The organism is Neobacillus bataviensis, assembly GCF_019969725.1.
On record NZ_JAHXYW010000006.1, the window covers coordinates 310831 to 332639 of the forward strand.

Consider the following 21809-nt stretch of genomic DNA (forward strand, 5'->3'; position numbering starts at 1 on the left):
TTGAGGAGAAAGATCGTGACTAAGAAAAAAGTGACCATTCGTGATGTTGCAAAAGAAGCCGGGGTTTCAGTTGCAACGGTATCAAGATTAATTAATAACATTAGTTATATCAGTCAGGAAACAGAGCAAAAAATCCAAGAGGTCATGAAGAGGCTTGATTATCAACCGAATGAGATTGCCAGAGGTCTTGCGAAGCAGAAATCCAATACCATTGCCCTGATTATTCCTGATATTACAAACCCATTTTTCCCGGAACTTGTAATTGCGATTGAAGAATTTGCCAAATTAAAAGGGTACAATTTAATATTAGTGAATTCCCATGATGCAGATTTGAAGGATCCTCGTTTTTGGAAGGATTTCCAAAGCAGGTATATAGATGGATTTATCCTGGCATCGTTCGATTTTAATGAAGAAGTCCTCAAAGGTATTGAGAAATTAAAGATACCATTTGTGAGGGTGGACCGTGCCGCTGATTTTCAGTCGAATGACTCGATAGGTGTTGATAATTATAAGGGAGCCGTCATAGCTGTGGAGCACCTGATTGAAATTGGCTGCCAGAAAATTGCTCATATCAGCGGTCCCGGATCCTTTTCGCCTTCGATCGATCGAATCAGGGGTTATAAAGATACGATTTCGAAATACTTCCCGAATCAAAGCCCGATTGTTTTTCAAGGTGATTTTTCCATGGAAGCCGGCAAACAATTAACGCAGCGAATGCTCGAGGAGCATCCGGATATTGATGGAATTTTTCTAGGGAACGATATGATGGCGATTGGGTCGCTCAAGGCATTGAAAATCTTGAAGATCCAGGTTCCTGCCGATATTGCTCTAATCGGGTTTGACGGAATCAAAATCACGGAGATGGTGGAACCTGAATTAAGTACCATCAACCAGCCGATTTATAATATTGGTGTTGCAGCCACGAATAAATTGATTCATTTTATTGAAAACACGCAGGATACCAATCAATATGATTTGGATGTCCGGTTAATCAAAAGAGAATCTACGCTGGGATTTATAAGGAAATAGCTATCTATTTGGATAGCTATTTTTTTTTACGTAAGATGGCTCTTATTGCCCGAGCAGAGGTGAGATTTCGGTACAACGGTAATTAGGGAAAGTTCCTAATGCCCGAGCGGAGGAAAAATTCGGTACAACGGTAATTAGGGAAAGTTCCTAATGCCCGAGCGGAGGAAAAATTCAGTACAACGGTAAATAGGAAGGACTCTTAATGCCTGAGCTGAAGAAAAATTCGATCCAACGGTAATTAGGGAGGGGTCTTAATGCCCGTGAGGAAGAAAAAATCAGCACAACGGTAATTAGGGAGCGCTCCTAATGCCCGAGCGGAAGAAAAATTCGATGCAACGGTAATTAGAGAGGGCTCTTAATGCCCAAACGGAAGAAAAGTTCAGTACAACGGTAATTAGGAAAGGCTCCTAATGCCCGAGCGGAAGAAAAATTCGATCCAACGGTAATTAGGAAAGGCTCCTAATGCCCGAGTGGAAGAAAAAATCGGTACAACGGTAATTAGGGAGTGGCTCCTCCTAATGCCCGGTTAAGAAAAAACCACCCTGTTTTAACAGAATGGTTTTAAAAGATTTTATTAATCTACACTGCCATGTCATGCTTGCTGCCTTGATCTGGTTGATGTTTATCCTTCATCCGGCTAAAAATATTGGCGAGAAGGGAACCGGAAATATTATGCCAAACGCTGAAAATGGCACTTGGTACTGCCGCTAATGGCGAGAAGTGTGCAGTGGCGATAGCCACTCCCAATCCGGAATTCTGCATGCCGACTTCCATGGCAACAGCCTTTTGTTTGGCCAAGTCCATTCCACATAAACGGGCAAAGAAGAATCCAATCAAGAATCCAAGCAGATTATGAAGGATCACCACTCCGAAAATTAGCAGGCCCGTTTCGGCAATTTTAGCCGCGCTGCCTGCAACGACAGCAGATACAATTAACACAATCGCGATAACGGAAACTAGCGGCATTGCTTTTGCACCAGCCTTCGCTTGTTTTCCAAAAAACTTTTTAATGATAAAGCCAAGAGCTAGTGGCACAATGACCACTTGTACAATCGAAAGGAATAATGATGCCACGCTGACATCCACCCATTTGCTTGCAAACAGAAGAATGAGCAGTGGTGTAACGATTGGTGCAAGAAGCGTAGAGACTGAAGCAATTGCAACGGCGAGCGCCACATTTCCTCTTGCCAGGAACACCATTACATTGGAAGCTGTTCCGCTCGGGCAGCATCCTACTAAAATGACTCCGACCGCGACTTCTTTCGGTAAATCAAGTCCAACTGCCAGTAAAAAGGCAAGCAGCGGCATAATGATAAAGTGACCGATGACTCCAAGGGCTACTTCTTTTGGCCTTCTAAACACTTCTTTAAAATCCGATAACTCAAGTGTCAGGCCCATTCCGAACATAACGATCCCTAGTAAAGGAACAATATAGCCTCCCAGTCCCACAAAGTGCTCAGGAAAAGAATAAGCAATGACTGCAAAAATCAAAACCCATAACGTAAATGTTTTCCCCGCAAAGCTGCTGATTTTCTCGATAACTTTCAAAGTAAACCCTCCAGTTTAAAAAATTTTTTTCAATATTTTACATATTAGATTAAATATTTCAAAATATCAATAAATTTAGTCTATTAAATTAAATATTTAAAGCGGTGAAGTGTGAAGGTACAGATGGAAGCCCTTTCTTTTTCCATCTTCACCGTTTTGAGTCTTTTGTTGCATTCAAATATCGTTTTAAACAAGTTATTATTTAGAGGTTTAAAAAGCAGGTAACAGCTAAATGAGGGAAGGTAATAAAAAATGTCTTTAGGTTCATTTCATATCGACTATGACGTGTTAAAAAATTTAGGGATTTCTATAGGGATTTTGCTTTTATTTATTGTTTTTCGAAACATCTTTACCAAGTATGTGTTTCAGTTGATTTTAAAATTGACGAGGAAGACGCCAACGGATTTTTTTACTCAAATATGTTTGGCATTTGAACGTCCCTTAGGCTGGTTTTTCATTATTTTTGGTTTGTACCTGGCCATGGACTATTTTCCTTTTATCGAACAACAGAATGCCTTATTTTTAAAACTTTTGCGTTCCATGGTCATCGTTTTAATTACATGGGGATTGTTTAATTTGACCTCTCCTACTTCAGGGATTTTAATCAGTTTAAATGAAAAATTAACCAATAAGATTGATTCCATTTTGATTCCGTTTTTTTCAAGGACCATCCGGGTTATCCTGATTGCCATCAGTATCAGCATTATCGGCCAGGAATTTGATTACGATGTCAATGGGTTGGTCGCTGGGCTTGGATTAGGGGGTCTGGCCTTTGCTTTAGCAGCAAAAGAGGCGGTAGGCAATCTCATTGGCGGAATTGTCATTGTAACAGAAAAACCTTTTTCCATTGGCGATTGGATTTTGACTCCTAGCGTTGAGGGGATCGTCGAGGATATTAATTTCCGAAGTACGAAAATTCGAACCTTTAGTCAGGCATTGGTGACCGTTCCAAACGCGACACTTGCGAATGAGGCCATTACCAATTGGAGCCGGATGGGAAAAAGAAGGATCACTTTCCACTTGGGACTTAACTATCAAACGACTAAAGACCAAATTAAGCGAGTAGTTTACCGGATTGATCAAATGCTGCGGACGCATGAAGAGATCCATCCGGATACGATTATGGCAGCCTTCGATCATTATAATGAAAGCAGTCTAGATGTTCTGGTCTATTTTTTCACGAATACGACCGTATGGGCGGAACACGTTAAAATCAAGCATGAAATTAACTTAGAAATCATGGGGATTCTAGAGGAAGAGGGAGTAGAAGTCGCCTTTCCAAGCCGGACGATTTATGTATCACCGCAATCCAATGAATTGCTGCAAACAATGGGTTCTTTTGATTGAAAATCAAATAATTAATCAGACCTCTACGGTTGGCGTAGAGGTCTTTTTTTTGGCATTCTTAGCAAAGGATTTTTCCTATTTGGACCATATTGGAATAAGTGGAGGGGGAAGTGAATTATTATACTTATAGATATATATTTTGGAGAGAGGTAAAAGGATGATTTTTTTAACCGATAAGTTAAGCAAAAGCATATTGGATCCCATTCATGGTCTAATTCGAATGTCGGAAGAGGAAATGAAAATCATTTCACATCCTCTTTTTCAGCGGTTGAGGAAAATAAAACAAAATACATTTTTATATTTTGTATTTCCTTCTGCCCATCATACTAGATTTGAGCATTCCCTTGGTGTTATGTACTTGGCAAGTGAAATGTTTTTAAATGCTCTTAACAATGCTAGTACATTGAAAAACAAACAAAAAAAATATGCTATTGAAGGAAATAAGAATATTTTAGATAAGGATTATTTTAATATCGATGATTTTGTTGAGATATTTTTGAATTTAAGAATCGCTGCTCTCCTGCACGATATTGGTCATGGACCCATGTCACATTTATTTGAAGAATTTGCACCAAAAAGCGCTGAATTTATTGGTCTTGTAAAAGGTGACAACAGTATTAAGATTAATAATGAATTTGCTTATTCCCTTGAAGAGATTATAAGGAATAAGGGGAGCATGGATGAAAAAGTTGAACATGAATATGTTTCCTATTACTTTACTGCTAAAGTCCTTACTGACATTGGACTTATGCCGGACAGAATCAAAACGATATTAAGCATTATGAATGAGCAGTTAAATCTTAGTACTATTTTTATTAGGGAATATAACCTTATTCCTTTTCTGAACCAAATTGTAGCAGGGGCGCCTTTAGATTGTGATAGAATGGATTACTTATTACGAGACAGTTATTTTACGGGAGTAAAATACGGAACCTACGATCTTAATAGACTGCTTAAATCCTTGCTTCCCTTTATGGATCAAGAAAGTAAAAAAGTAAGGCTGGGCATTAAGAAAAGCGGATTGCCTGCTATTGAGAATTTTGTGCAAGCAAGGTATGAATTATATGTGCAAGTATACTTCCATAAGACAAGTAAAGCATGTGAAGCGATGTTATCTCATGCAACAAGAAAATTAAGAGAGAATGGATATGAATTTGTAAAATGCCACTCTGTTGAACAGTTTGTTGCTGATTATTTAAAGTTTTCAGATGATGCGTTTTTGGACAGCTTCGAAGCTGCCATACCTGATGAAGAGGATAAGATCACGATAAGGGAATTAAGAAATAGGAAACTATGGAAAAGAATTATTGAAATTTATCCTGAAAAAGGACAAATGAGAAAAAAAGACATTGATAAAAAGATTAAAAAAGTTATCGATTTTATCATAAAAAAGGATTTGAAATTACTTCCCTATGTGAAAGAAAGCGTAACTACAAATGACCCATTAAAAGACTTAAATGGAGAGAACGCGATATTACTGAACAAAGATCACGACGAAAACTATTTTATTGCAGAGGATGGGGCTTGGATAGAAGATTCGATTATATTTAAGGCTTTATCCAACAAGTACTTGGTGGGCAGAGTCTATATGCGGGCAGATACAAAAACCGAAAATGGCAGAGAATTTTTTAGAAAAATAAAACAGGAGATTCAACAATTTAAGTTTAGCTAATTATTTTTGGGGTCAGTCACTCACTGCCGTAACGCAGATGGAGACTGACCCCTTTTTCCAATTTGGAAAGTAAATTGAAAATTTTCATATGTTATTAATAACCGAGAATAATATTGTTGGAGGTTTGATTTTCATGATTATTCATGAATTGCATTTGGAGAATTTCCACGGATTTGAACAAAGGCATATAACATTTTCAGATAAATTTACTGTTCTTGTTGGAGATAATGGTACTGGTAAAACGGCCGTATTAGATGGTATAGCTGTTGCTTTAGGTTCCTTTTTAAGTGGATTGAATGGCGTACATTCGAGACATATTAGACGAGATGAAATTCATCGGAGGATATATATCCACGGTGGAATGTCAGATGTTCAGATGCAATTTCCAGTTAAAGTAAGCTGTAAGGGAGAAGTAGGCGGCCATGTTCTGACATGGTCTCGAGCTGTGAATGGCAAGCACGGGTCCACTACGAGTAGAGACGCTAAGTCTATCATAAAATACGCTTCCGATTTACAAAGGGCCGTAAGTAAAGGTGAACCAGTGGTGCTTCCGGTGATATCGTATTATGGAACCGGAAGGGTATGGGTGCAAAAAAAGGACCGAATGGATATAAAAAGAAGCCATAACCGGCTAGAAGGGTACTCGTATTGTTTAGACCCTGCTTCTAATGAAAAGCACTTTCTCCGATGGATGGAAAAAATGACCTATATTGAGCTGCAGAGGAAAGAAACGCCGCCCGCTTTAAAAGCCGTTCGAAAAGCCATTTCGGTTTGTATGAGGGACTGGAAATCACTTGAATTTGATGTTGAATCCGAAGAATTAAGAGCGATTGGATACGATGGTATGGGATTATCCTTTCATTTACTGAGCGATGGAGTTCGTAATACGTTAGGCTTGGTCGCAGATTTAGCTCACCGTATGGCCCAGTTAAATCCAGCATTAGGGGAATCTGTTGTTGAGGAGACGCCAGGAGTTGTATTAATTGATGAACTTGATTTGCATTTACATCCTAGCTGGCAGCGTAGAATTGTGGAGGATTTAAAAAGAACCTTCCCTAAAGTACAGTTTATTACTACCACTCATTCACCCTTTATCATTCAATCTCTTGAAGAGGGAGAGCTGCGGCGTCTTCATGAACAAGATGACAATGATTTTGTAAGGAGTGAAGCTTTCGTAAATAGAAGTATTGAAGACATTGCTGAAAGTGTAATGGAAATCAAAAATGTACAAAGAAGTGAAAAGCTTAATAAAATGTTTAAAATAGCTCAGCAATACTATTCTCTTTTACAAGAAGGGAAAAAGGCATCAGACTTTAAAGTGGAGCAATTAAAAATTGAATTAGATCAATTAGAGGCCTTGTATAGTACGGACGTAGCTTACTATGCGTTTTTGCAAATGGAAAGACAGGCTGCTGGTTTGGGAAGTAAGAAAAATGAGACCGATTGACAAAGGGCCGGTACCAACAGATAAAGACGGGCAGCCCATACAATTGAAAAAATATCAACAATCAAGAGGGCATCTCATCAATAGGTTGGGTGCTTATTGCTCTTATTGTGAAAGAAATCTTGGTGGAAATATTGCGGTAGAACATGTAAAACCGAAATCTATGCATCCAGACCTTAAATTGGATTGGGACAATTTCTTGTTAGCTTGTAATAATTGCAATTCCATTAAAGGTAATAAACATGTTGAGTTAGATCAATTTCTTTGGCCTGATAAAGATAATACCTTATTAGCTTTTGTGTATGCTTCAGGGGGCTTAATCTATGTTTCTCCTACTCTCTCTCCCGTCCTCAGGCAATTAGCCGAAAATACAATAAAGTTAACTGGGTTAGATCGTATTCCTTCTGACGAACTTAGTGAAAATCCAGAGATGAAAGATACACGGTGGAGGTCTAGACGGACTGCATTAGATAAAGCAGAGCGTTCTTACCGGCACTTAATGAAGAATGATACTGAAGAAATGAGAGTACAGATCGTTGATACAGCTACCTCAACAGGATTTTTCTCCATTTGGATGATGGTCTTTCAACATGATATAGATATGAGGCAACGATTGTTTCAAGCTTTTCCAGGCACAAGCACTGACAGTTTTAATTCAAATTACGTTCCAATTAACCGTATAGGGGGAAAAATCTGATTAGGTGTCTGGCACCGCTCGAAGCACCTGACCAGTTCGAATACTCCGCCATGATTCCTCCTCCTCTTGTTTTTACAATTTGTTAACAGGCTTTAATAAAATTACAAAATGATCATGAGCCGGAAGTTAGAAAACTCTAAAGTGCAGATTAGAATATTTTTCCTCTGTAAATGCATACTAAAAGCAAAATCTTAAAACTATTGAGAAAGGGACGGAGTGGATGTTTGATTTTCTGAAGCCCTCAAAAGGCAAGCGCTCTTTTCTGCACAAACAAGTAAGCACCCATTCTAATTTTCAGAAAAAAAAGAGCGCAGATGATGTCCTGGACTCTGATTTAACCCATAATACAGAGATACTCCAACAGGTATTTTCTCAAGCACCTGATTTAGTGATACGCCGCTTTTCAATTAACGCTAGTAAATCTGATGCTGCTTTGGTTTATTTGCCTGGATTGACGAATAAAGATGCGATTAATAATCATGTTCTGAAGCCATTGATGAGCAGCTCCTTCGAACTTGATAAGGAACTGCCCATAACAATAGGAGATGTCGAAGTCGTTGATACGTGGGGCCAGATCGAAAGTGCGATTCTAGGTGGGGATAGTGTTTTATTGTTAAATGGACAAAACACCGGGTACCGATTAGATACAAAAGGATGGCCGCAAAGACAACTTAATGACCCGCAAAATGAAATAGCTCTAAAAGGTGCTCATCAAGGGTTTGTGGAAACAGGGACTCAAAATATCGCATTAATTCGCAGGTATATTCCCCACCACGAATTAATGTTGAAAGAAATGACAATCGGGTTACGAGGAAAAACAAAGGTTTCCCTTTTATATTTAAGAGATGTGGCTTCTGATGACGTGCTGAGAGAATTGGAAACACGGATTCAAAATATTACCGTGGACGCGATCATTAATACCGGCGAACTGATTGAGTTTATTGAAGATAATCCTTATTCACCCTTCCCGCAAATTATGTTGACCGAAAGACCTGATACAGCAGTATCCCACATTCTCCAAGGAAGATTTGTGATTGTTTTGGACCGTTCTCCGAGCGTATTGATTGCTCCGACAAATTTTATGTCCTTTTTCCAGGCTGTGGATGATTACGGTACCCGTTGGTTAGTTTCTGCCTTTATCCGAGTAAGCCGTTTTTTAGCCTTTATCATTACCTTATTTTTTCCCGCCAGCTATGTTGCGTTTATTTCCTTTAATTTTGAAGTCATACCGATGGAGCTTTTACTTTCGATTGCTGAATCAAGGATAAAAGTTCCATTCTCGCCTGTGCTGGAAGCAGTAATTATGGAGACGATCTTGGAATTGATGAGGGAAGCGGCATTAAGGCTGCCGACTCCAATTGGTCAGACCATCGGCATTGTGGGTGGCATTATCATTGGGCAGGCGGCTGTTGCTGTGGGAATTGTCAGCAACATTATGATCATCGTCGTTGCCGTTACAGCCATCGCTTCTTATAACATCCCTAATTATGATATGAGTTCGTCCATTAGACTGTTAAGATTTCCAATGATGCTATCCGCCGCCATGTTTGGAGTTGTAGGACTTGTGGTAGGTTGGATGACCATAGTTGCCCACCTGGTTAGTCTTGAATCATTAGGCACACCCTATGGAACTCCGCTGGCTCCATTCCGATTTGCTGATATGAAGGATGCATTTCTGCGCTTTCCTTTATGGACAATGAAAAGTCGCCCAAAAGGAACCGGGGCAATTCCAACTATTCGACAAGAGCGAAATCGTACTAAAAGGTGAAACGATGAAGAAATATGCCTATAATGAAATCACTCTCATGCAGTATATTTTTTTGATTAATGGAACGCAGGTAGGGACCGGTGTTCTATCCCTACCGCGCATACTTGCTGAAAAAGCTGGAACCGACGGTTGGATCACTATCATAATTGGCTGGTTATTCTCGGTCGCTGCCAGCATTTTTTTAGTTAAAACGGCTGCAAAATACCCTGAGGACACCCTATACGAAATTCTAATACGTTTTTTCGGAAAAATACTGGGGAAAGCGCTCATCTCGGTTTACATGGTGTACTTTGCATTTTACGCGTGGACCATTCTTGTAAATGCCTGTCTCTATATCAAGGCATGGTTTCTGCCTAAAACCCCTGATTATATCATTTTGCTATTATTTTCGATTCCGACTTTTTTTGTAGCCCGCAATGGGGTACGTGTTTTAGGCAGGTACTCGGAACTATCTTTTTATATGGTCATTTGGATTCCTCTGTTTTTATTGATACCGCTAAAGGATGGAAATTGGCTTCACTTCCTTCCTTTGCTTAAAGAAGGGTGGGAACCGGTTTTATCTGCTGTGCCGACCACTGTTTTTTCCTTTTTAGGATTTGAAGTAGCGTTCTTCTTGTACCCCTTTTTACAAAAAAAGCAGCATGCGGTGCTCGGAATTACGATTGCGAACACCTTAACGATGTTGTTTTATGTATTTGTGACGGTCGTCTGCTTTGCCTATTTTAGCCCCGATGGGATTATTGAATTCAATCAACCTGTACTGAATTTACTTAAACTCATTGAATTTCGTTTTTTGGAGCGTTTTGACATGGTTTTATTGGCTGTTTATCTGATTGTTGTTTCCACAGCCTGGATTCCTTGCGTATACATTGCTGCGTTTTGTTCTAGTCAATTGCTTGGAAAACAGGATCACAGCAATTACGTGATTATTTTATTATTGATCATTATTGGAACGGTATTTTGGCTCGAACCTACTTGGGTTGATTCGGAAGGGTGGCAGAAGAAGGTGGTCAAAGGCGGGCTGGTATTGGCATTCGTTGCCCCGCCCTTTTTATGGGTTTATAGCTGGATATATGAAAAATTCCGTCGGAGGGTAAGTCATTGAAAAGGAAGACACTGCTTTGCTTATCACTCGTGGCTATGATGATGACCGGATGCGTGGACCAAATGTATGTTGAAGATGTCACACTGTCACTTATACTAGGATTAGACATGGATGAGAATGACCATTTATTGGTGTATATGTCAAGTCCGGTGTTCAACAAAGAAGCAAAGGTTAAAGAGGAGAAAGTGGAAGTGAAGGCTGTTACAATTCGAGATTCCAGGGAGCTGTTTGATACGACCGTAATGGCTTTAACATCGGGAAGCAAAACACAATTACTCTTAGTCGGGAAAAAGCTGTTAAAACGAAATAATTGGATTGATTATATCGATCCTTTTTATCGGGACCCCAAAAATACGGTTACAACAAGAGTTGTCGCCGTAGATGGTCCTGTTTCGGACGTTATTTTTTTCAGGCCAAAAGACAAGCCGCGTCTCCCTTTGTATTTAGCCAATTTAGTGGATACAGCTTACAGAAGAAATGTCACCATAAAAACGACACTTCAAGAATTCCATGAGCAAACGACAGAAAAAGGGATAACAGCAAGCATTACCGAAATGAAAAAAGACCACAAAATCATGTTGACCGGCACGGCTTTGCTGGATGAACAAGGCAGATATAAGTTAAGCATAACGCCGCATGAAAACAAATTATTACGTATTCTGCAGCATAAAACAAAAGGGGATTTTCCATTTACCATTTCCGTCCCTTTGGAATCGAATGGACATGATCATTGGATCAGCTTTAGTACTCCGCGCATTAAGGTAAAAACAAAGGTAAGGTATGACAATCATTTTATTTTTGACACAGATGTAAAAATGAGAGTTACCATTACAGAACGGCTTTTTCCATTCAATGTGAGGAAAGACGCAGCGAAACTCCAAAAGAGTATTGAAAAGAAAATGGAAGCGGATTTTGAGCGCTTAATAAAGAAAACGCAAACCAAGGGGATTGACCCTTTCGGATTTGGAATCTATGCAAGAGCTTATAAGTACCCAGAGTGGAAAGAAGTCCAAAATCAATGGGGAAAAGCCTTTTCGAAGGCTGATGTGAACGTCAAGGTACATGTAACAGTTAGCGGGATGGGGACGATTAAGTAGTACATGGCAATGCGGTTCCTATAAAAGACAACGGTCCCTTTGGTTTCAGTCTATGTATATTATTGGTGATTTAGGGGTGGACAATTATACAATAGATATATCATTAAAAAGAGGAAAGTTGAGTGCCTATGAAACCAAAGGTTATTGTTTATAAGAAACTCGATTCCACAGTTTTGGAATTTATCCGGGAAGCGTGTGAGGTAGTTTATTTTGAAGAGTTGAATGAGGATACATATGAAAGTTTTTATCAAGAGTTAAAGGATGCCAAGGGAATTCTTGGTTCCCGTTTAAAGGTAGATCAAGAGTTTTTGGAACATGCTCCCGAGTTAAAAATTGTAAGTAATGTTTCTGTCGGCTATGATAACTTCGATATTCCTGCCATAACCAGTCGGGGCGTCATGGCTACCAATACTCCGGGCGTTTTAAATGATACGGTAGCGGATACGATTTTTGGGCTGATGCTGGCCGCCGCCAGAAGAATGCCGGAATTGAATCAGTATGTAAAGGAAGGAAAATGGTCACCAACAGATGGTGAGAATCTGTTTGGAGTCGATGTGCACCATAAAAAGCTAGGCATCATTGGAATGGGCGGAGTCGGAATGGCCATTGCCAAAAGAGCTCATTTTGGGTTTGATATGCCGATTTTGTATCATAATCGCTCCCGCAATCTTGAAGCGGAGCAAACGTTTCAGGCTACGTATTGCTCCCTCGAGGAATTGTTGCGGGAATCGGATTTTGTTTGTCTTATGACCCCGCTGACTCCAGAAACCGTGAAGCTGATTGGTGAAAAGGAATTTAAGTTAATGAAGAAATCGGCTATTTTTGTGAATGGCTCGCGGGGTGCGACGGTAGATGAAAAGGTCTTGGTTCGCGCGCTGCAAAATCGGGATATCCTGGCGGCAGGACTCGATGTTTTTGAGCAGGAGCCTGTTCAAGCGGACCATCCGCTACTGTCGATGGATAATGTAGTGACTTTACCACATATTGGGTCGGCCACCCATGAAACTCGATTGAAAATGGCGCAGCTGGCTGCTGAGAATCTCGTCCAGGGTGTGCTGGGGGAGATACCTCCGAACCTAATCAATCCAGTTGTATGTCAGCGCTAAAATGGACCCCCATGGAGTACTGGAGGAATTTTCCTGTTTAACGTTTAATATAATTTAAATGATATTGAACAGGAAAAGGGGGAATATCTTATCGAACGTGAGACCAATGCAAAAACATCGGTTAGCGTTTCACCTTCAACCCGATTTGCCCGAATCGCAAGGAATTTAGGGATTGGCTTTTTTTCTGCAGTTATTACTGGAATTCTTGCTGGTCTATTATTACGCCTTGTAATGAAAATTATCGCGGTTGTATTCCCTCTCTTGGCCAGTGGATTTACGTTTCAAGGAACTTTTTTCTTAGTCTTATTAGGTCTCGGTTTTACTTTGGCTAACAGTGTCATTTATACATTTGTTCACCATTACTTGCCCAACGGCTGGGTACGTAAAGGATTGATTTATGGCGCGATGAATCTATGTATTTTCGGGATTCCCTTCTTTTTATCCAATCCGGGTAATGAATTGTTTGGACCTCAAGCTTCATTAGGAATCACTTTGTTCTCGCTCCTTTTCCTATTGGGTGGCTTTCTATTAGCAATGTCGGTTCATTTGGTAACAAATTGGGTTGACCGCATACCTATCAGACGGATATACGCGTATGTTTTTTTCGGCCTCCTCGTCATACCAGCGATCGTCCTATTAGGCGGCATCATCTATGAGTTTTTCACTGAAACCATCCCTGCTATAAAGTTAAACTTTTAAATATTGCAAAGAGAAGTGGTGGGGCACTTCTCTTTTTTTGTATCGCTATATTAAAGTTTAATGCTGATTAGATGAAGGACAAAGCCGATCCTTAAAAGAGGAGAACGGTCAATAAAAGGGGTTGTTAATACCCGATCCCATCATGAAATCGAGAGAAATGTCCTTCATAATGCGGATAATATGAAATACGGGCAGAAATCAACAACCAAGTTTAACAGCGCCATTTTAGTAGTTTTTGTTTAGATTGTTGGGTTTTTGATAAAATTGTAAAATAATTCAGTAAGTTAAAAACGTACGAGAGGGATAAGGTATATGAAAATCAAAAAAATCATAAATAGGATTTATGTGAACGACCTTGAAAAAGCTGTTCCGTTTTACGAAGGGCTGTTTCAGACCAAGGCAACAAGATTCAACTATTGGAGTAAAGGATTGGATATTGCCGCTTTAGGAGACTTTCTGCTTGTAAGCGGGACAGATGAAGCTTTGTCAAAGGTACCAGATTCCGCGATTTGTTTCTTGGTAGAGGATATTGAGGCTTATAAAACATGGCTGTTGGATAATGGTGCCGTGATTCGTCAAGATATTACGAAAGACTTTTCGGGATATAGCATGATTGTGGAACAACCAGATGGTATGGTTGTTGAGTATGTAGAACACTCTTATAGTTACTAAGTGATTGAAAAAAAAAGCCTTCGACCTCCGCTATTCTTTTGGCACCTGAATATTTTTTGCTCTACTACGAATCCTACTTTTAGGAGGTGACAAAAGATGGAAGGGAAAGAGAAAGATAGGGAGCAAGAAGACAAAGAGGAATCCATCCATACAATGGACCAGGGACTAGACTTAATATTCAAAGTCGTAAATAATATGACCGGGTTGGACAAGGGTAATGATGGAATCGACGACAATTACGATAAAAAAGATTAACTTGAGCGCCTTTTATGGCGTTTTTCTATTTCTTTTAACGTGCTCACCATCCTTTTGTTTCTGCCTTAACGAATAGCCAGCCCGCAGGTTCCCTCTAGCATCCATTTTCGCTGATAAGGGGAATCAGACTGAGTCGTAGAGGACTCGGCTTGCCAAAAAATACGCTCCCAAGTCCGCCAGAAGCCCGATAAAGGACACGGCCAGCCGAAAATCATGCCCCCAAGTCCGCCAGAAGCCCGATAAAGGACACGGCCAGCCGAAAATCATGCCCCCAAGTCCGCCAGAAGCCCGATAAGGGACACGATCAGACAAAAATAATGCTCCTAAGTCCGCAAGGAGGGCTGATTCACTCAATCGGCCATATCCACGCTCCCTCAATCATTATTCTCCATAAATACGAAAGCTTTTAGAAAAACTCATAAAGCCCCTCATTAAAATACATAAATTCTTCCTTTGAAACTTTATAACGTGTATATCCTTCATAAAAGGCATGTAAGTATTTAGGATTATCAACAAAATGGCTAATCGCCAGGGATTTATCTTATCAAGGATCTCCGACTGTCATTCCAGACACATCAATGAAAAGCTTTATCTTTCCATCGATTACAAGCACATTATCGGTTGTGCAATCACCATGTATCATCGTTGGTCGGACGGGCTGCGGTTTTTGTGACTTTAACCGGTTTAACAAATCTAAGCTGCCTTCTGTTTGACCGTTTTCTACATACCTTTGTGCTTTGAGAAGCTGTTCCTCCAGCCAATCATTCTCCCTTAGTAGCGCTTCAATCGGCCTCATTTCGTGAAACTGATGCAGAAATTGTCCAAAACATCTCACTAACGCTATCCTATCGGCCTCAGACACTCCTTCCTTTAAAGCAGCTGTTAATGTCATGCCTTCCTCAAATGACATGATGAGGTGACTGCTGTCCTTTTTCTCGATAAATCCATAATATACGGGGACTCGAATCTCTCTTTTGTAGGCTAGTTTTTTTAGAACCTGAGCCTCTGCCTTTAGCCAGGTTCGATATCTCTCATCATAAGCGCTTTTAAGCAAGTAGGACCCCTTGATAGTAAGAATACGGTGGACTTCAGAGGTACAGCCCTGTTCCTCTAATAATTCAAAAGAATGTATTTCCCCCATTACTTTCTCAATATCATTCTGAATATTATTAGCCATTTCATCCACCCGACCAAACCACGGGGACGGTTCTCATGGCTTTTTTAACCATGAGAACCGTCCCTTTGGTTTCTATTCCGTGGCAAAACTAATGACGTCCCCAACAAAATTTTATATAATAAAAAAATGTAGAATTTGGAATTAACTAGGATGTTAGAAATTATTTGAGAAGGTGGCATCGTGAAAATTAATGTGGGGGCAGCAAGTTCTCAAGCTAGCAGAATAAGAGAATATTCTTCTGAGCTTAGGGAAGTTAGGAATAAATTGACGGCCTTACAAGGAAGCTTAAGCAGTGGGTGGCAAGCTGAAGAGATTCGTTACATAAATCAATCGATAGAGAAAATTAATAGAGAAATCGTAAGTGCGTCATCAGTCTTGAATTCCATTGCGCCGGATATCGTATCGGCTGCATATGAAATCAAGCGTGAAGAGGATGCAAAAGAGGCGGCTGAAAAGGCGAAAGCAGAGGCAGCCGCTGCCGCTGCTGCTGCGAAAACATCTTAAAAGGGGGATGCTATATTTTGTCATCGATTAAGATCAAGACGGACTACGTCAAAAGTCAATCGGCTAGTAGTCTGCCGTCGAGCTCAGCGAAAGTTTCCAACATTGGCCATGGAGTAGGTTCTGTTGCCTCCGGTATTGATGGTAGAATTTTAGCTCGTCGTAATATTAGTGGAAGATTGGCAACGGCACGCAATTCGATTCAAAAAATCGAGAATGAAATTCAACGCTTGAATACTTTTATCAATCAGTCGATGGACAGCTATTCCTCGGCTGAGAGTAAAATCGCTTCGAAGGCCTCGTCCTTAAGCAAAATGGAAAGCAAGCTTTTTGGGATTACTCCGGGCATGCTTGCGGCCTATAGAACATTAGACAGGCTTGCCAATATCCATGGCGGGCCGGCTGGCTACCAAGAGGGTTTTTATGGTAACTCGTCTTCACAAGGAAGCGTCTCCGATCCTGGTGATAAGAGGGCATCACAAGGCGGTCAGAATGGATCGCAAACAAGTAATAAGGATAGATGGAAGGGCCAAAACTATTTAATCGGCGACCAGGGTAAGGCTTCAGCGGATGGTATCACTGCATCCGGTGGGGTGGGCTATTACGAATACGATTGGGTAGGTATAAGTGGCTATAAAAATCATGGACAAATTGGCGGGGAGGCCAAATTCTCTGGAATAAATGGTCAAGTCGAGTTTGACACCGACGTTATCGATACGAAAACAAACGTTGATATTTTGACAGCCGGGGGAACGACATGTGTGGGCGGTAAGGGTCTATTTCCACTTGCGAAGGCGGAAGGAAAAGTGTTAGGATTTGAAGGAAGATCGGGATTCGACCAAGATATTCCACTCATCGGAAACTTTGGTGCCGGTGGAAAAGCAGATATCTTAACAGCAAATGCATTTGCTGGTGTTGATACTAATAAAGTTGGTATTGGAGCCCAAGCATCGCTGGCAGAGGCGGAAGGTGACCTATATATCCCGCTTCCATTTACCGATTATGATTTAAAATTAATTGGCGGTGTCTCTGCCGGCAGCGTAGGTGCAGGGGTAGAAGTGGGATTGGAAACTACATTAGAAGCTTCCTTTTTAATAGGAGTTAAAATAGGAATTGGCATTGAAAAGGATGATTAGAACAAGAACAATTCTATTATAAATAGAATGGGAGGTTCGTTGAATGACGAATGAGATTAATAGATTAAAACTTCCAAAAACAGAAGAATTACTGCCGATTGGAACAGTAGTAATCGTTGATCCGATCCAGCAGGCTATTATGGTATATGGAAGAAAGCAAGAGCAAGCAGGAACAGAAACAACCTGGGACTATGTGGCGTGCCCCTACCCACAAGGCCATCTTTCCGAAGCTACGAATGTATTCTTTAACCATGACCAAATTAAAGAAGTCATTTACAAGGGGCTCGAAACAGAGGGAGAAATCCTATTTCGAGAACGCCTAAAGGAAGTATTTAACTAGGAGACGAATGATGAAACTAAAATTATTTGTAGATATTTTAAAAATAACAGCCAATGAAATCAATGAGTGTAAACAAAAGAGCCGTAGTGCAGCAGCGACAGATAAGGTCAAATACATTTTTTTATTAATAATGAATATCATGTTTTTTCCTGTGTATTTGATTCCGATTATTTATTCACTTGTTATTGTCGGCGGGGCCTTTATTTATGGGCCAATCGTGCTGCTTGGCCTTATTTTCACAATTCCGTTCACTCTATTTATTCTCTTTATTAAGTTAAAAGCTTACCCTATTATGAAGGCAAACCTGTTGAATGGGATTTCAAGGTAGTTTAAAGGGAGGTTGGATCTAGGAATGAAGCCTGGTCAACAGCCAAGTAAAAAAAGGTATGCCGTCGCCGGACTCCTTTTACTTTTGGGACTTGTTCTATGTCTGGTGAGCTTGTTTTCGTTACTTTCCGGTAAAAAGGATGATAAACAGCTAACCATTCCGGGGAATAAGAGTTTGGTATTTGAAGAGAAGGGGACCTATACCATCTTTTTTGAATATCAAACAGTAATAGACGGCAAAAAAGTAGAATCAGATAAAGATCCTTCTGGCGTAGATGTATCGATTAAAGAGAAATCGGCGGATCAATCCGTAAAATTAGAATCATATAATGGTTCTTCCTATAGTTTGAATGGGCATAAAGGAATTTCGGTCTATCGTTTTCAGATTGATCACCCCGGAACCTATGAAATTTCAGCAGGATATACAGGGACGGAAAAGCCTGAAATGGTTCTGACCGTGAAAAAAGAGTTTATGAAATACATATTATTCATTGTGCTCGGATTCCTAGCAGGCAGTTTTTTAGGCGTGATTGCTATTATTCTCTTTATCTGGACCTATTATAAACGTCTAAAGTTCAATCAACAAAATAGAAGCATGACCATAGATTCATAAAAGACGATTCGGTTAATGGCCGAATCGTCTTTTTGTCTTATGCACTACTAGTAAAAATTACCTGAAAATTGGATGTAAGTGGCTTCTTCATCGACACTTATTCCCATATGTTGTAAAATGAGGAAAGGATTTTTCGACATGTTCCGTAAGCATTCTAGTCTATTCAATATTTTACATATAAGCAAAGAAGGTTTGAAATGAAAGTATTAACTGCGGCCTATACCGATATAGGCAATAAGAAAGCGACAAATCAGGATAGTTTATGTTTAAAGATTGCTGAAACTTCTGTCGGAACGGTGCTATTAGCGGTTATTTGCGACGGCATGGGGGGACTAACCAAAGGCGAAGTGGCCAGTGCCAGTGTCATAAATGCTTTTTCTGAATGGTTTGAAAACGAACTTCCACCCAAGGTTGCTACTCATCAATGGAATCAGATTCAACAGGATTGGGAACGCATTATCCAAGAGCAAAATCATCGGATTGGTGCATACGGCCAGAAGGTCCAAATTCAACTTGGAACTACCTTGACGGCCCTCTTGATGATAGATTCACAGTTTATGCTGATTGGCCACGTGGGCGATTCTAGAATCTATCGATTAGACGATCATAACCTTGAGGTATTAACGGAAGATCAGACCCTGGTAGCGAGAGAGATTAAAAAGGGCACCTTAACCTTGGAACAGGCTAAGAAGGATCCAAGGCGAAATGTCCTTCTGCAGTGCATTGGGGCATCCAAAGTGGTGATTCCGGAATTTAGGACAGGCAGGGCTGCTGCTGGCGAAGTGTATATGCTTTGTTCTGATGGGTTTCGCAATATGATCACGGCAGAAGAGATTCATCAAGCATTCTCACCACTATCGTTACCTAATGAATGGGTGATGGAACAAAAGACAAAAGAGTTAGTCGAGCTTAATAAGCAAAGACAGGAAACCGATAATATCACCGTGGTGCTTATTAAAATTACGTAAGGATGGGGAATTCTTTTGGCGCAGTTAGGGTCTGTAATAGAAGGGAAGTATGAAGTCCTGAAGCTGATTGGCAAAGGCGGGATGTCCAAGGTATACCTAGCCATGGACAAACGTTTGAACAAACAGTGGGCAGTCAAAGAGATTGAAAAAAAAGCAAAAGATAAGAACAACGAAGTTATCATTCAAAGTGCGATTGCCGAAGCGAATATGATTAAGAAGCTGGACCATCCGTCCTTGCCTCGGATCGTCGACATCATTGAAGAAGAGCATGTTATTTATGTCATTATGGACTACATTGAAGGTGAACCGCTGAGCAAGATTTTGGATCAGTATGGTGCACAGTCACAGGATACTGTGATCGAATGGGCCAAGCAGCTCTGTGAAGTGCTCGATTATTTACATACCAATAATCCTCCGATTATTTACCGCGATATGAAACCTGCTAATGTCATGCTGAAGCCTGATGGAAATTTGAAACTGATTGATTTTGGGATTGCCAGAGAGTACAAACAAGAGAATTTGGCGGATACCGTCAGTTTAGGAACAAAGGGCTATGCGGCACCTGAGCAGTTTGGCGGCAAGGGACAGACGGATGCAAGAACGGATGTCTATTGCCTGGGTGTGACACTCTATCATTTGGTTACAGGGCAGAAACCTGCTGAACCGCCGTATGAGTTATATCCGATTAGGCATTGGAATCCTCAATTATCAGGCGGATTGGAAAAAATTATTCAAAAATGTACCCAACTGAATCCCGCGGATAGGTATCAATCCTGTGCCGAGTTGTTATATGCACTGGAGCATTATGAAGAAGTCGATGATGCTTATCGTGCCAAACAAAAGGCCAAACTTCGGAAATTTAGCATCGTTTTCGTGGCGGCTGTTCTTTGCCTGATGGTTGGAATCCTTGGGCAAGTGATGAACACTCAAAAAAATAATGCCGATTACGATCGGAATATCCGGCTTGCTGAAAAAGAAACAGCGGATACCAGGAAAATGGACTACTACATAAACGCTATTGATATTAAGCCAAATGAGAACAAGGCCTATATTGGATTATTGAACGCCTTTAAAAATGATGCAGCTTTTACTGTTGAGGAAGAAGAACAATTCAAGAAAAAAATAGATCTAATGGATATTCAAGAGAATCCCCATTATGGTGACCTTGCTTTTGAGGTTGGTAAAGCCTATTGGTACTATTACGACTATGGTAAATCTAATAATAGTGACAATCAAATTACAAGAATGAAAAGTTCGGTTAAATGGTTTGAGGATGCCGTTCGTTATGGTTCCAAGAAAAGTGATTATTACGAAATGGCTGCTATCTACCAGGAAATCGGAAAGTTTAATCAAGATATTACCCTTCAAATTGAAGAGGCTTCAGATAAAGGTAAATACAAGCCTTATTGGGAAAACATCAAATCGTTGATTGAAATGATCAATCAAAATCCGGATGAAAGTGAAATTGTGAAACTAGAACTCTATAAATTAACGATGTACTCGGTTGAAACCTATGCCAGGAAGTTTAAGGCAGATGGGGTAGAGCAAAGTGACCTTCGTTCTGTGATTGAGTCTGTGAAGAAAAGTACAAACAATGTAACGGTGAATGCCGAAAAAACAACCACGATGAAAAATGATTTGATCAGCCGCTTTGAAGATACGGAAAAAGCGATTGATAATGCATATCGGAACACATAGGGGGGATTCGAATGGATGCAATAGCTTGGCTAAGAATTTCCATCGTTGGATATTCCCTTGGAGGAGTTCTGCTGATCGTGTCCATTTTTATGTTTCTTAAGATGAACATTCCAGCCATTATTGGTGACTTAACAGGCAGAACCGCAGCAAGAAAGATCCAAGAAATCCGCGAACAGAATACAGGCAATAAGCGTCACACACCTAAAGCCTTTGCTCTTGAGCAAGAGCCAAAACAAAAGGGCCTTCGTACTAACCGTTTAGGCACTAAAGGAAAAACAGGAAGGACTGGACCGACCAAGGAACTTTCACGGCCGGCCAGAATGGGGAGCCTTCCAACTGAGGTTTTACCTAACAAGGACGATGAAACCGTGCTTCTTTCAGATCAGACGGAACTGTTATCCATGGAAACAGAAGTGCTATTAAATGAAACAGTACTCCTGGATCAGGGAACAGAGCTTCTAGATGAAACCACGGTCCTGGATGAAACGGTTGTGTTAGGGGTGGAGGAAGAAGCGATTCTGGCGGTTGAATTTAAGATCGTTAAGGATCTTAAGGTCATCCATACAAACGAGGTTATTTAATCATTTCATTATAAATAAGAAACAAGGGG

General features: G+C 40.4%; 23 protein-coding genes. 20 read left to right on the forward strand and 3 right to left on the reverse strand.

Translation table 11 applies throughout. The features are described 5' to 3' along the window. The first annotated feature begins 15 nt into the window (after window positions 1-15). Window positions 16-1029, forward strand: coding sequence for a LacI family DNA-binding transcriptional regulator (locus LC455_RS17455; protein WP_223592636.1), 1014 nt, complete (start codon window positions 16-18; stop codon window positions 1027-1029). Between the two features lie 579 nt (window positions 1030-1608). On the opposite strand, the gene LC455_RS17460 is transcribed toward LC455_RS17455, so the two are convergent. Continuing rightward, window positions 1609-2577 (reverse strand): bile acid:sodium symporter family protein, encoded by a 969-nt coding sequence (locus tag LC455_RS17460; RefSeq protein ID WP_223592638.1) that lies wholly within the window; start codon window positions 2575-2577, stop codon window positions 1609-1611. Between the two features lie 252 nt (window positions 2578-2829). Here LC455_RS17460 and LC455_RS17465 point away from each other — a divergent pair, with 252 nt between their 5' ends. The 11 genes from LC455_RS17465 to LC455_RS17515 all read left to right on the forward strand — a co-directional run bounded on the left by LC455_RS17465 (window position 2830) and on the right by LC455_RS17515 (window position 14439). Continuing rightward, window positions 2830-3924 (forward strand): mechanosensitive ion channel family protein, encoded by a 1095-nt coding sequence (locus LC455_RS17465; protein ID WP_223592639.1) that lies wholly within the window; start codon window positions 2830-2832, stop codon window positions 3922-3924. Between the two features lie 235 nt (window positions 3925-4159). Beyond that, complete coding sequence (locus LC455_RS17470; RefSeq protein ID WP_223592753.1) at window positions 4160-5596, forward strand: HD domain-containing protein; 1437 nt, start codon at window positions 4160-4162, stop codon at window positions 5594-5596. Window positions 5597-5729: 133 nt separating this feature from the next. After that, on the forward strand, window positions 5730-7043 hold the full coding sequence (locus LC455_RS17475) for an AAA family ATPase (protein ID WP_223592641.1): 1314 nt from the start codon (window positions 5730-5732) through the stop codon (window positions 7041-7043). Continuing rightward, window positions 7030-7737 carry an HNH endonuclease gene (locus LC455_RS17480; protein ID WP_223592643.1) on the forward strand — a complete coding sequence of 236 codons (708 nt, stop codon included), beginning with the start codon at window positions 7030-7032 and terminating at the stop codon, window positions 7735-7737. The genes LC455_RS17475 and LC455_RS17480 overlap by 14 nt, the downstream gene beginning before the upstream one ends. Window positions 7738-7957: 220 nt before the next feature. After that, window positions 7958-9505, forward strand: a complete 1548-nt coding sequence (locus LC455_RS17485) for a spore germination protein (protein WP_223592645.1) — start codon at window positions 7958-7960, stop codon at window positions 9503-9505. Between the two features lie 4 nt (window positions 9506-9509). Next, on the forward strand, window positions 9510-10610 hold the full coding sequence (locus LC455_RS17490; RefSeq protein WP_223592646.1) for a GerAB/ArcD/ProY family transporter: 1101 nt from the start codon (window positions 9510-9512) through the stop codon (window positions 10608-10610). Then, complete coding sequence (locus tag LC455_RS17495) at window positions 10607-11707, forward strand: Ger(x)C family spore germination protein (protein WP_223592648.1); 1101 nt, start codon at window positions 10607-10609, stop codon at window positions 11705-11707. The genes LC455_RS17490 and LC455_RS17495 overlap by 4 nt, the downstream gene beginning before the upstream one ends. Window positions 11708-11835: 128 nt before the next feature. Further along, window positions 11836-12813 carry a 2-hydroxyacid dehydrogenase gene (locus tag LC455_RS17500; protein WP_223592754.1) on the forward strand — a complete coding sequence of 326 codons (978 nt, stop codon included), beginning with the start codon at window positions 11836-11838 and terminating at the stop codon, window positions 12811-12813. A gap of 261 nt (window positions 12814-13074) precedes the next feature. Further along, window positions 13075-13512, forward strand: coding sequence for a hypothetical protein (locus tag LC455_RS17505; RefSeq protein WP_223592650.1), 438 nt, complete (start codon window positions 13075-13077; stop codon window positions 13510-13512). A gap of 312 nt (window positions 13513-13824) precedes the next feature. After that, window positions 13825-14184 (forward strand): VOC family protein, encoded by a 360-nt coding sequence (locus tag LC455_RS17510; protein WP_223592652.1) that lies wholly within the window; start codon window positions 13825-13827, stop codon window positions 14182-14184. A gap of 96 nt (window positions 14185-14280) precedes the next feature. Next, window positions 14281-14439, forward strand: coding sequence for a hypothetical protein (locus LC455_RS17515; RefSeq protein ID WP_223592654.1), 159 nt, complete (start codon window positions 14281-14283; stop codon window positions 14437-14439). Between the two features lie 123 nt (window positions 14440-14562). Here the strand turns inward: LC455_RS17515 and LC455_RS17520 are convergent, their stop codons facing one another. Further along, window positions 14563-14817 carry a hypothetical protein gene (locus tag LC455_RS17520; RefSeq protein ID WP_223592656.1) on the reverse strand — a complete coding sequence of 85 codons (255 nt, stop codon included), beginning with the start codon at window positions 14815-14817 and terminating at the stop codon, window positions 14563-14565. 166 nt (window positions 14818-14983) lie between these two features. Further along, window positions 14984-15616: a phosphotransferase family protein gene (locus tag LC455_RS17525; RefSeq protein ID WP_223592658.1), complete on the reverse strand. Its 633-nt coding sequence runs from the start codon at window positions 15614-15616 to the stop codon at window positions 14984-14986. A gap of 180 nt (window positions 15617-15796) precedes the next feature. On the opposite strand from LC455_RS17525, the gene LC455_RS17530 reads away from it, so the two are divergent. From LC455_RS17530 to LC455_RS17565, 8 genes are all read left to right on the forward strand, one after another. Then, window positions 15797-16120 carry a WXG100 family type VII secretion target gene (locus LC455_RS17530; RefSeq protein ID WP_223592659.1) on the forward strand — a complete coding sequence of 108 codons (324 nt, stop codon included), beginning with the start codon at window positions 15797-15799 and terminating at the stop codon, window positions 16118-16120. Between the two features lie 17 nt (window positions 16121-16137). Then, window positions 16138-17253, forward strand: coding sequence for a hypothetical protein (locus tag LC455_RS17535; RefSeq protein ID WP_223592660.1), 1116 nt, complete (start codon window positions 16138-16140; stop codon window positions 17251-17253). Between the two features lie 43 nt (window positions 17254-17296). Beyond that, window positions 17297-17593 (forward strand): DUF4176 domain-containing protein, encoded by a 297-nt coding sequence (locus tag LC455_RS17540; protein WP_223592662.1) that lies wholly within the window; start codon window positions 17297-17299, stop codon window positions 17591-17593. Window positions 17594-17603: 10 nt separating this feature from the next. Beyond that, a complete protein-coding gene (locus LC455_RS17545) occupies window positions 17604-17921 on the forward strand; it encodes a hypothetical protein (protein ID WP_223592664.1) in 318 nt (105 codons plus the stop codon). 24 nt (window positions 17922-17945) lie between these two features. After that, the gene (locus tag LC455_RS17550) at window positions 17946-18533 is read left to right on the forward strand and encodes a hypothetical protein (protein WP_223592666.1); all 588 of its coding nucleotides are present in this window, start codon (window positions 17946-17948) and stop codon (window positions 18531-18533) included. A gap of 197 nt (window positions 18534-18730) precedes the next feature. After that, window positions 18731-19501 carry a PP2C family protein-serine/threonine phosphatase gene (locus LC455_RS17555; protein ID WP_223592668.1) on the forward strand — a complete coding sequence of 257 codons (771 nt, stop codon included), beginning with the start codon at window positions 18731-18733 and terminating at the stop codon, window positions 19499-19501. A gap of 15 nt (window positions 19502-19516) precedes the next feature. Beyond that, window positions 19517-21199 (forward strand): serine/threonine protein kinase, encoded by a 1683-nt coding sequence (locus LC455_RS17560; RefSeq protein ID WP_223592670.1) that lies wholly within the window; start codon window positions 19517-19519, stop codon window positions 21197-21199. Between the two features lie 11 nt (window positions 21200-21210). Further along, a complete protein-coding gene (locus tag LC455_RS17565; protein WP_223592672.1) occupies window positions 21211-21780 on the forward strand; it encodes a hypothetical protein in 570 nt (189 codons plus the stop codon). Window positions 21781-21809 lie beyond the last annotated feature (29 nt).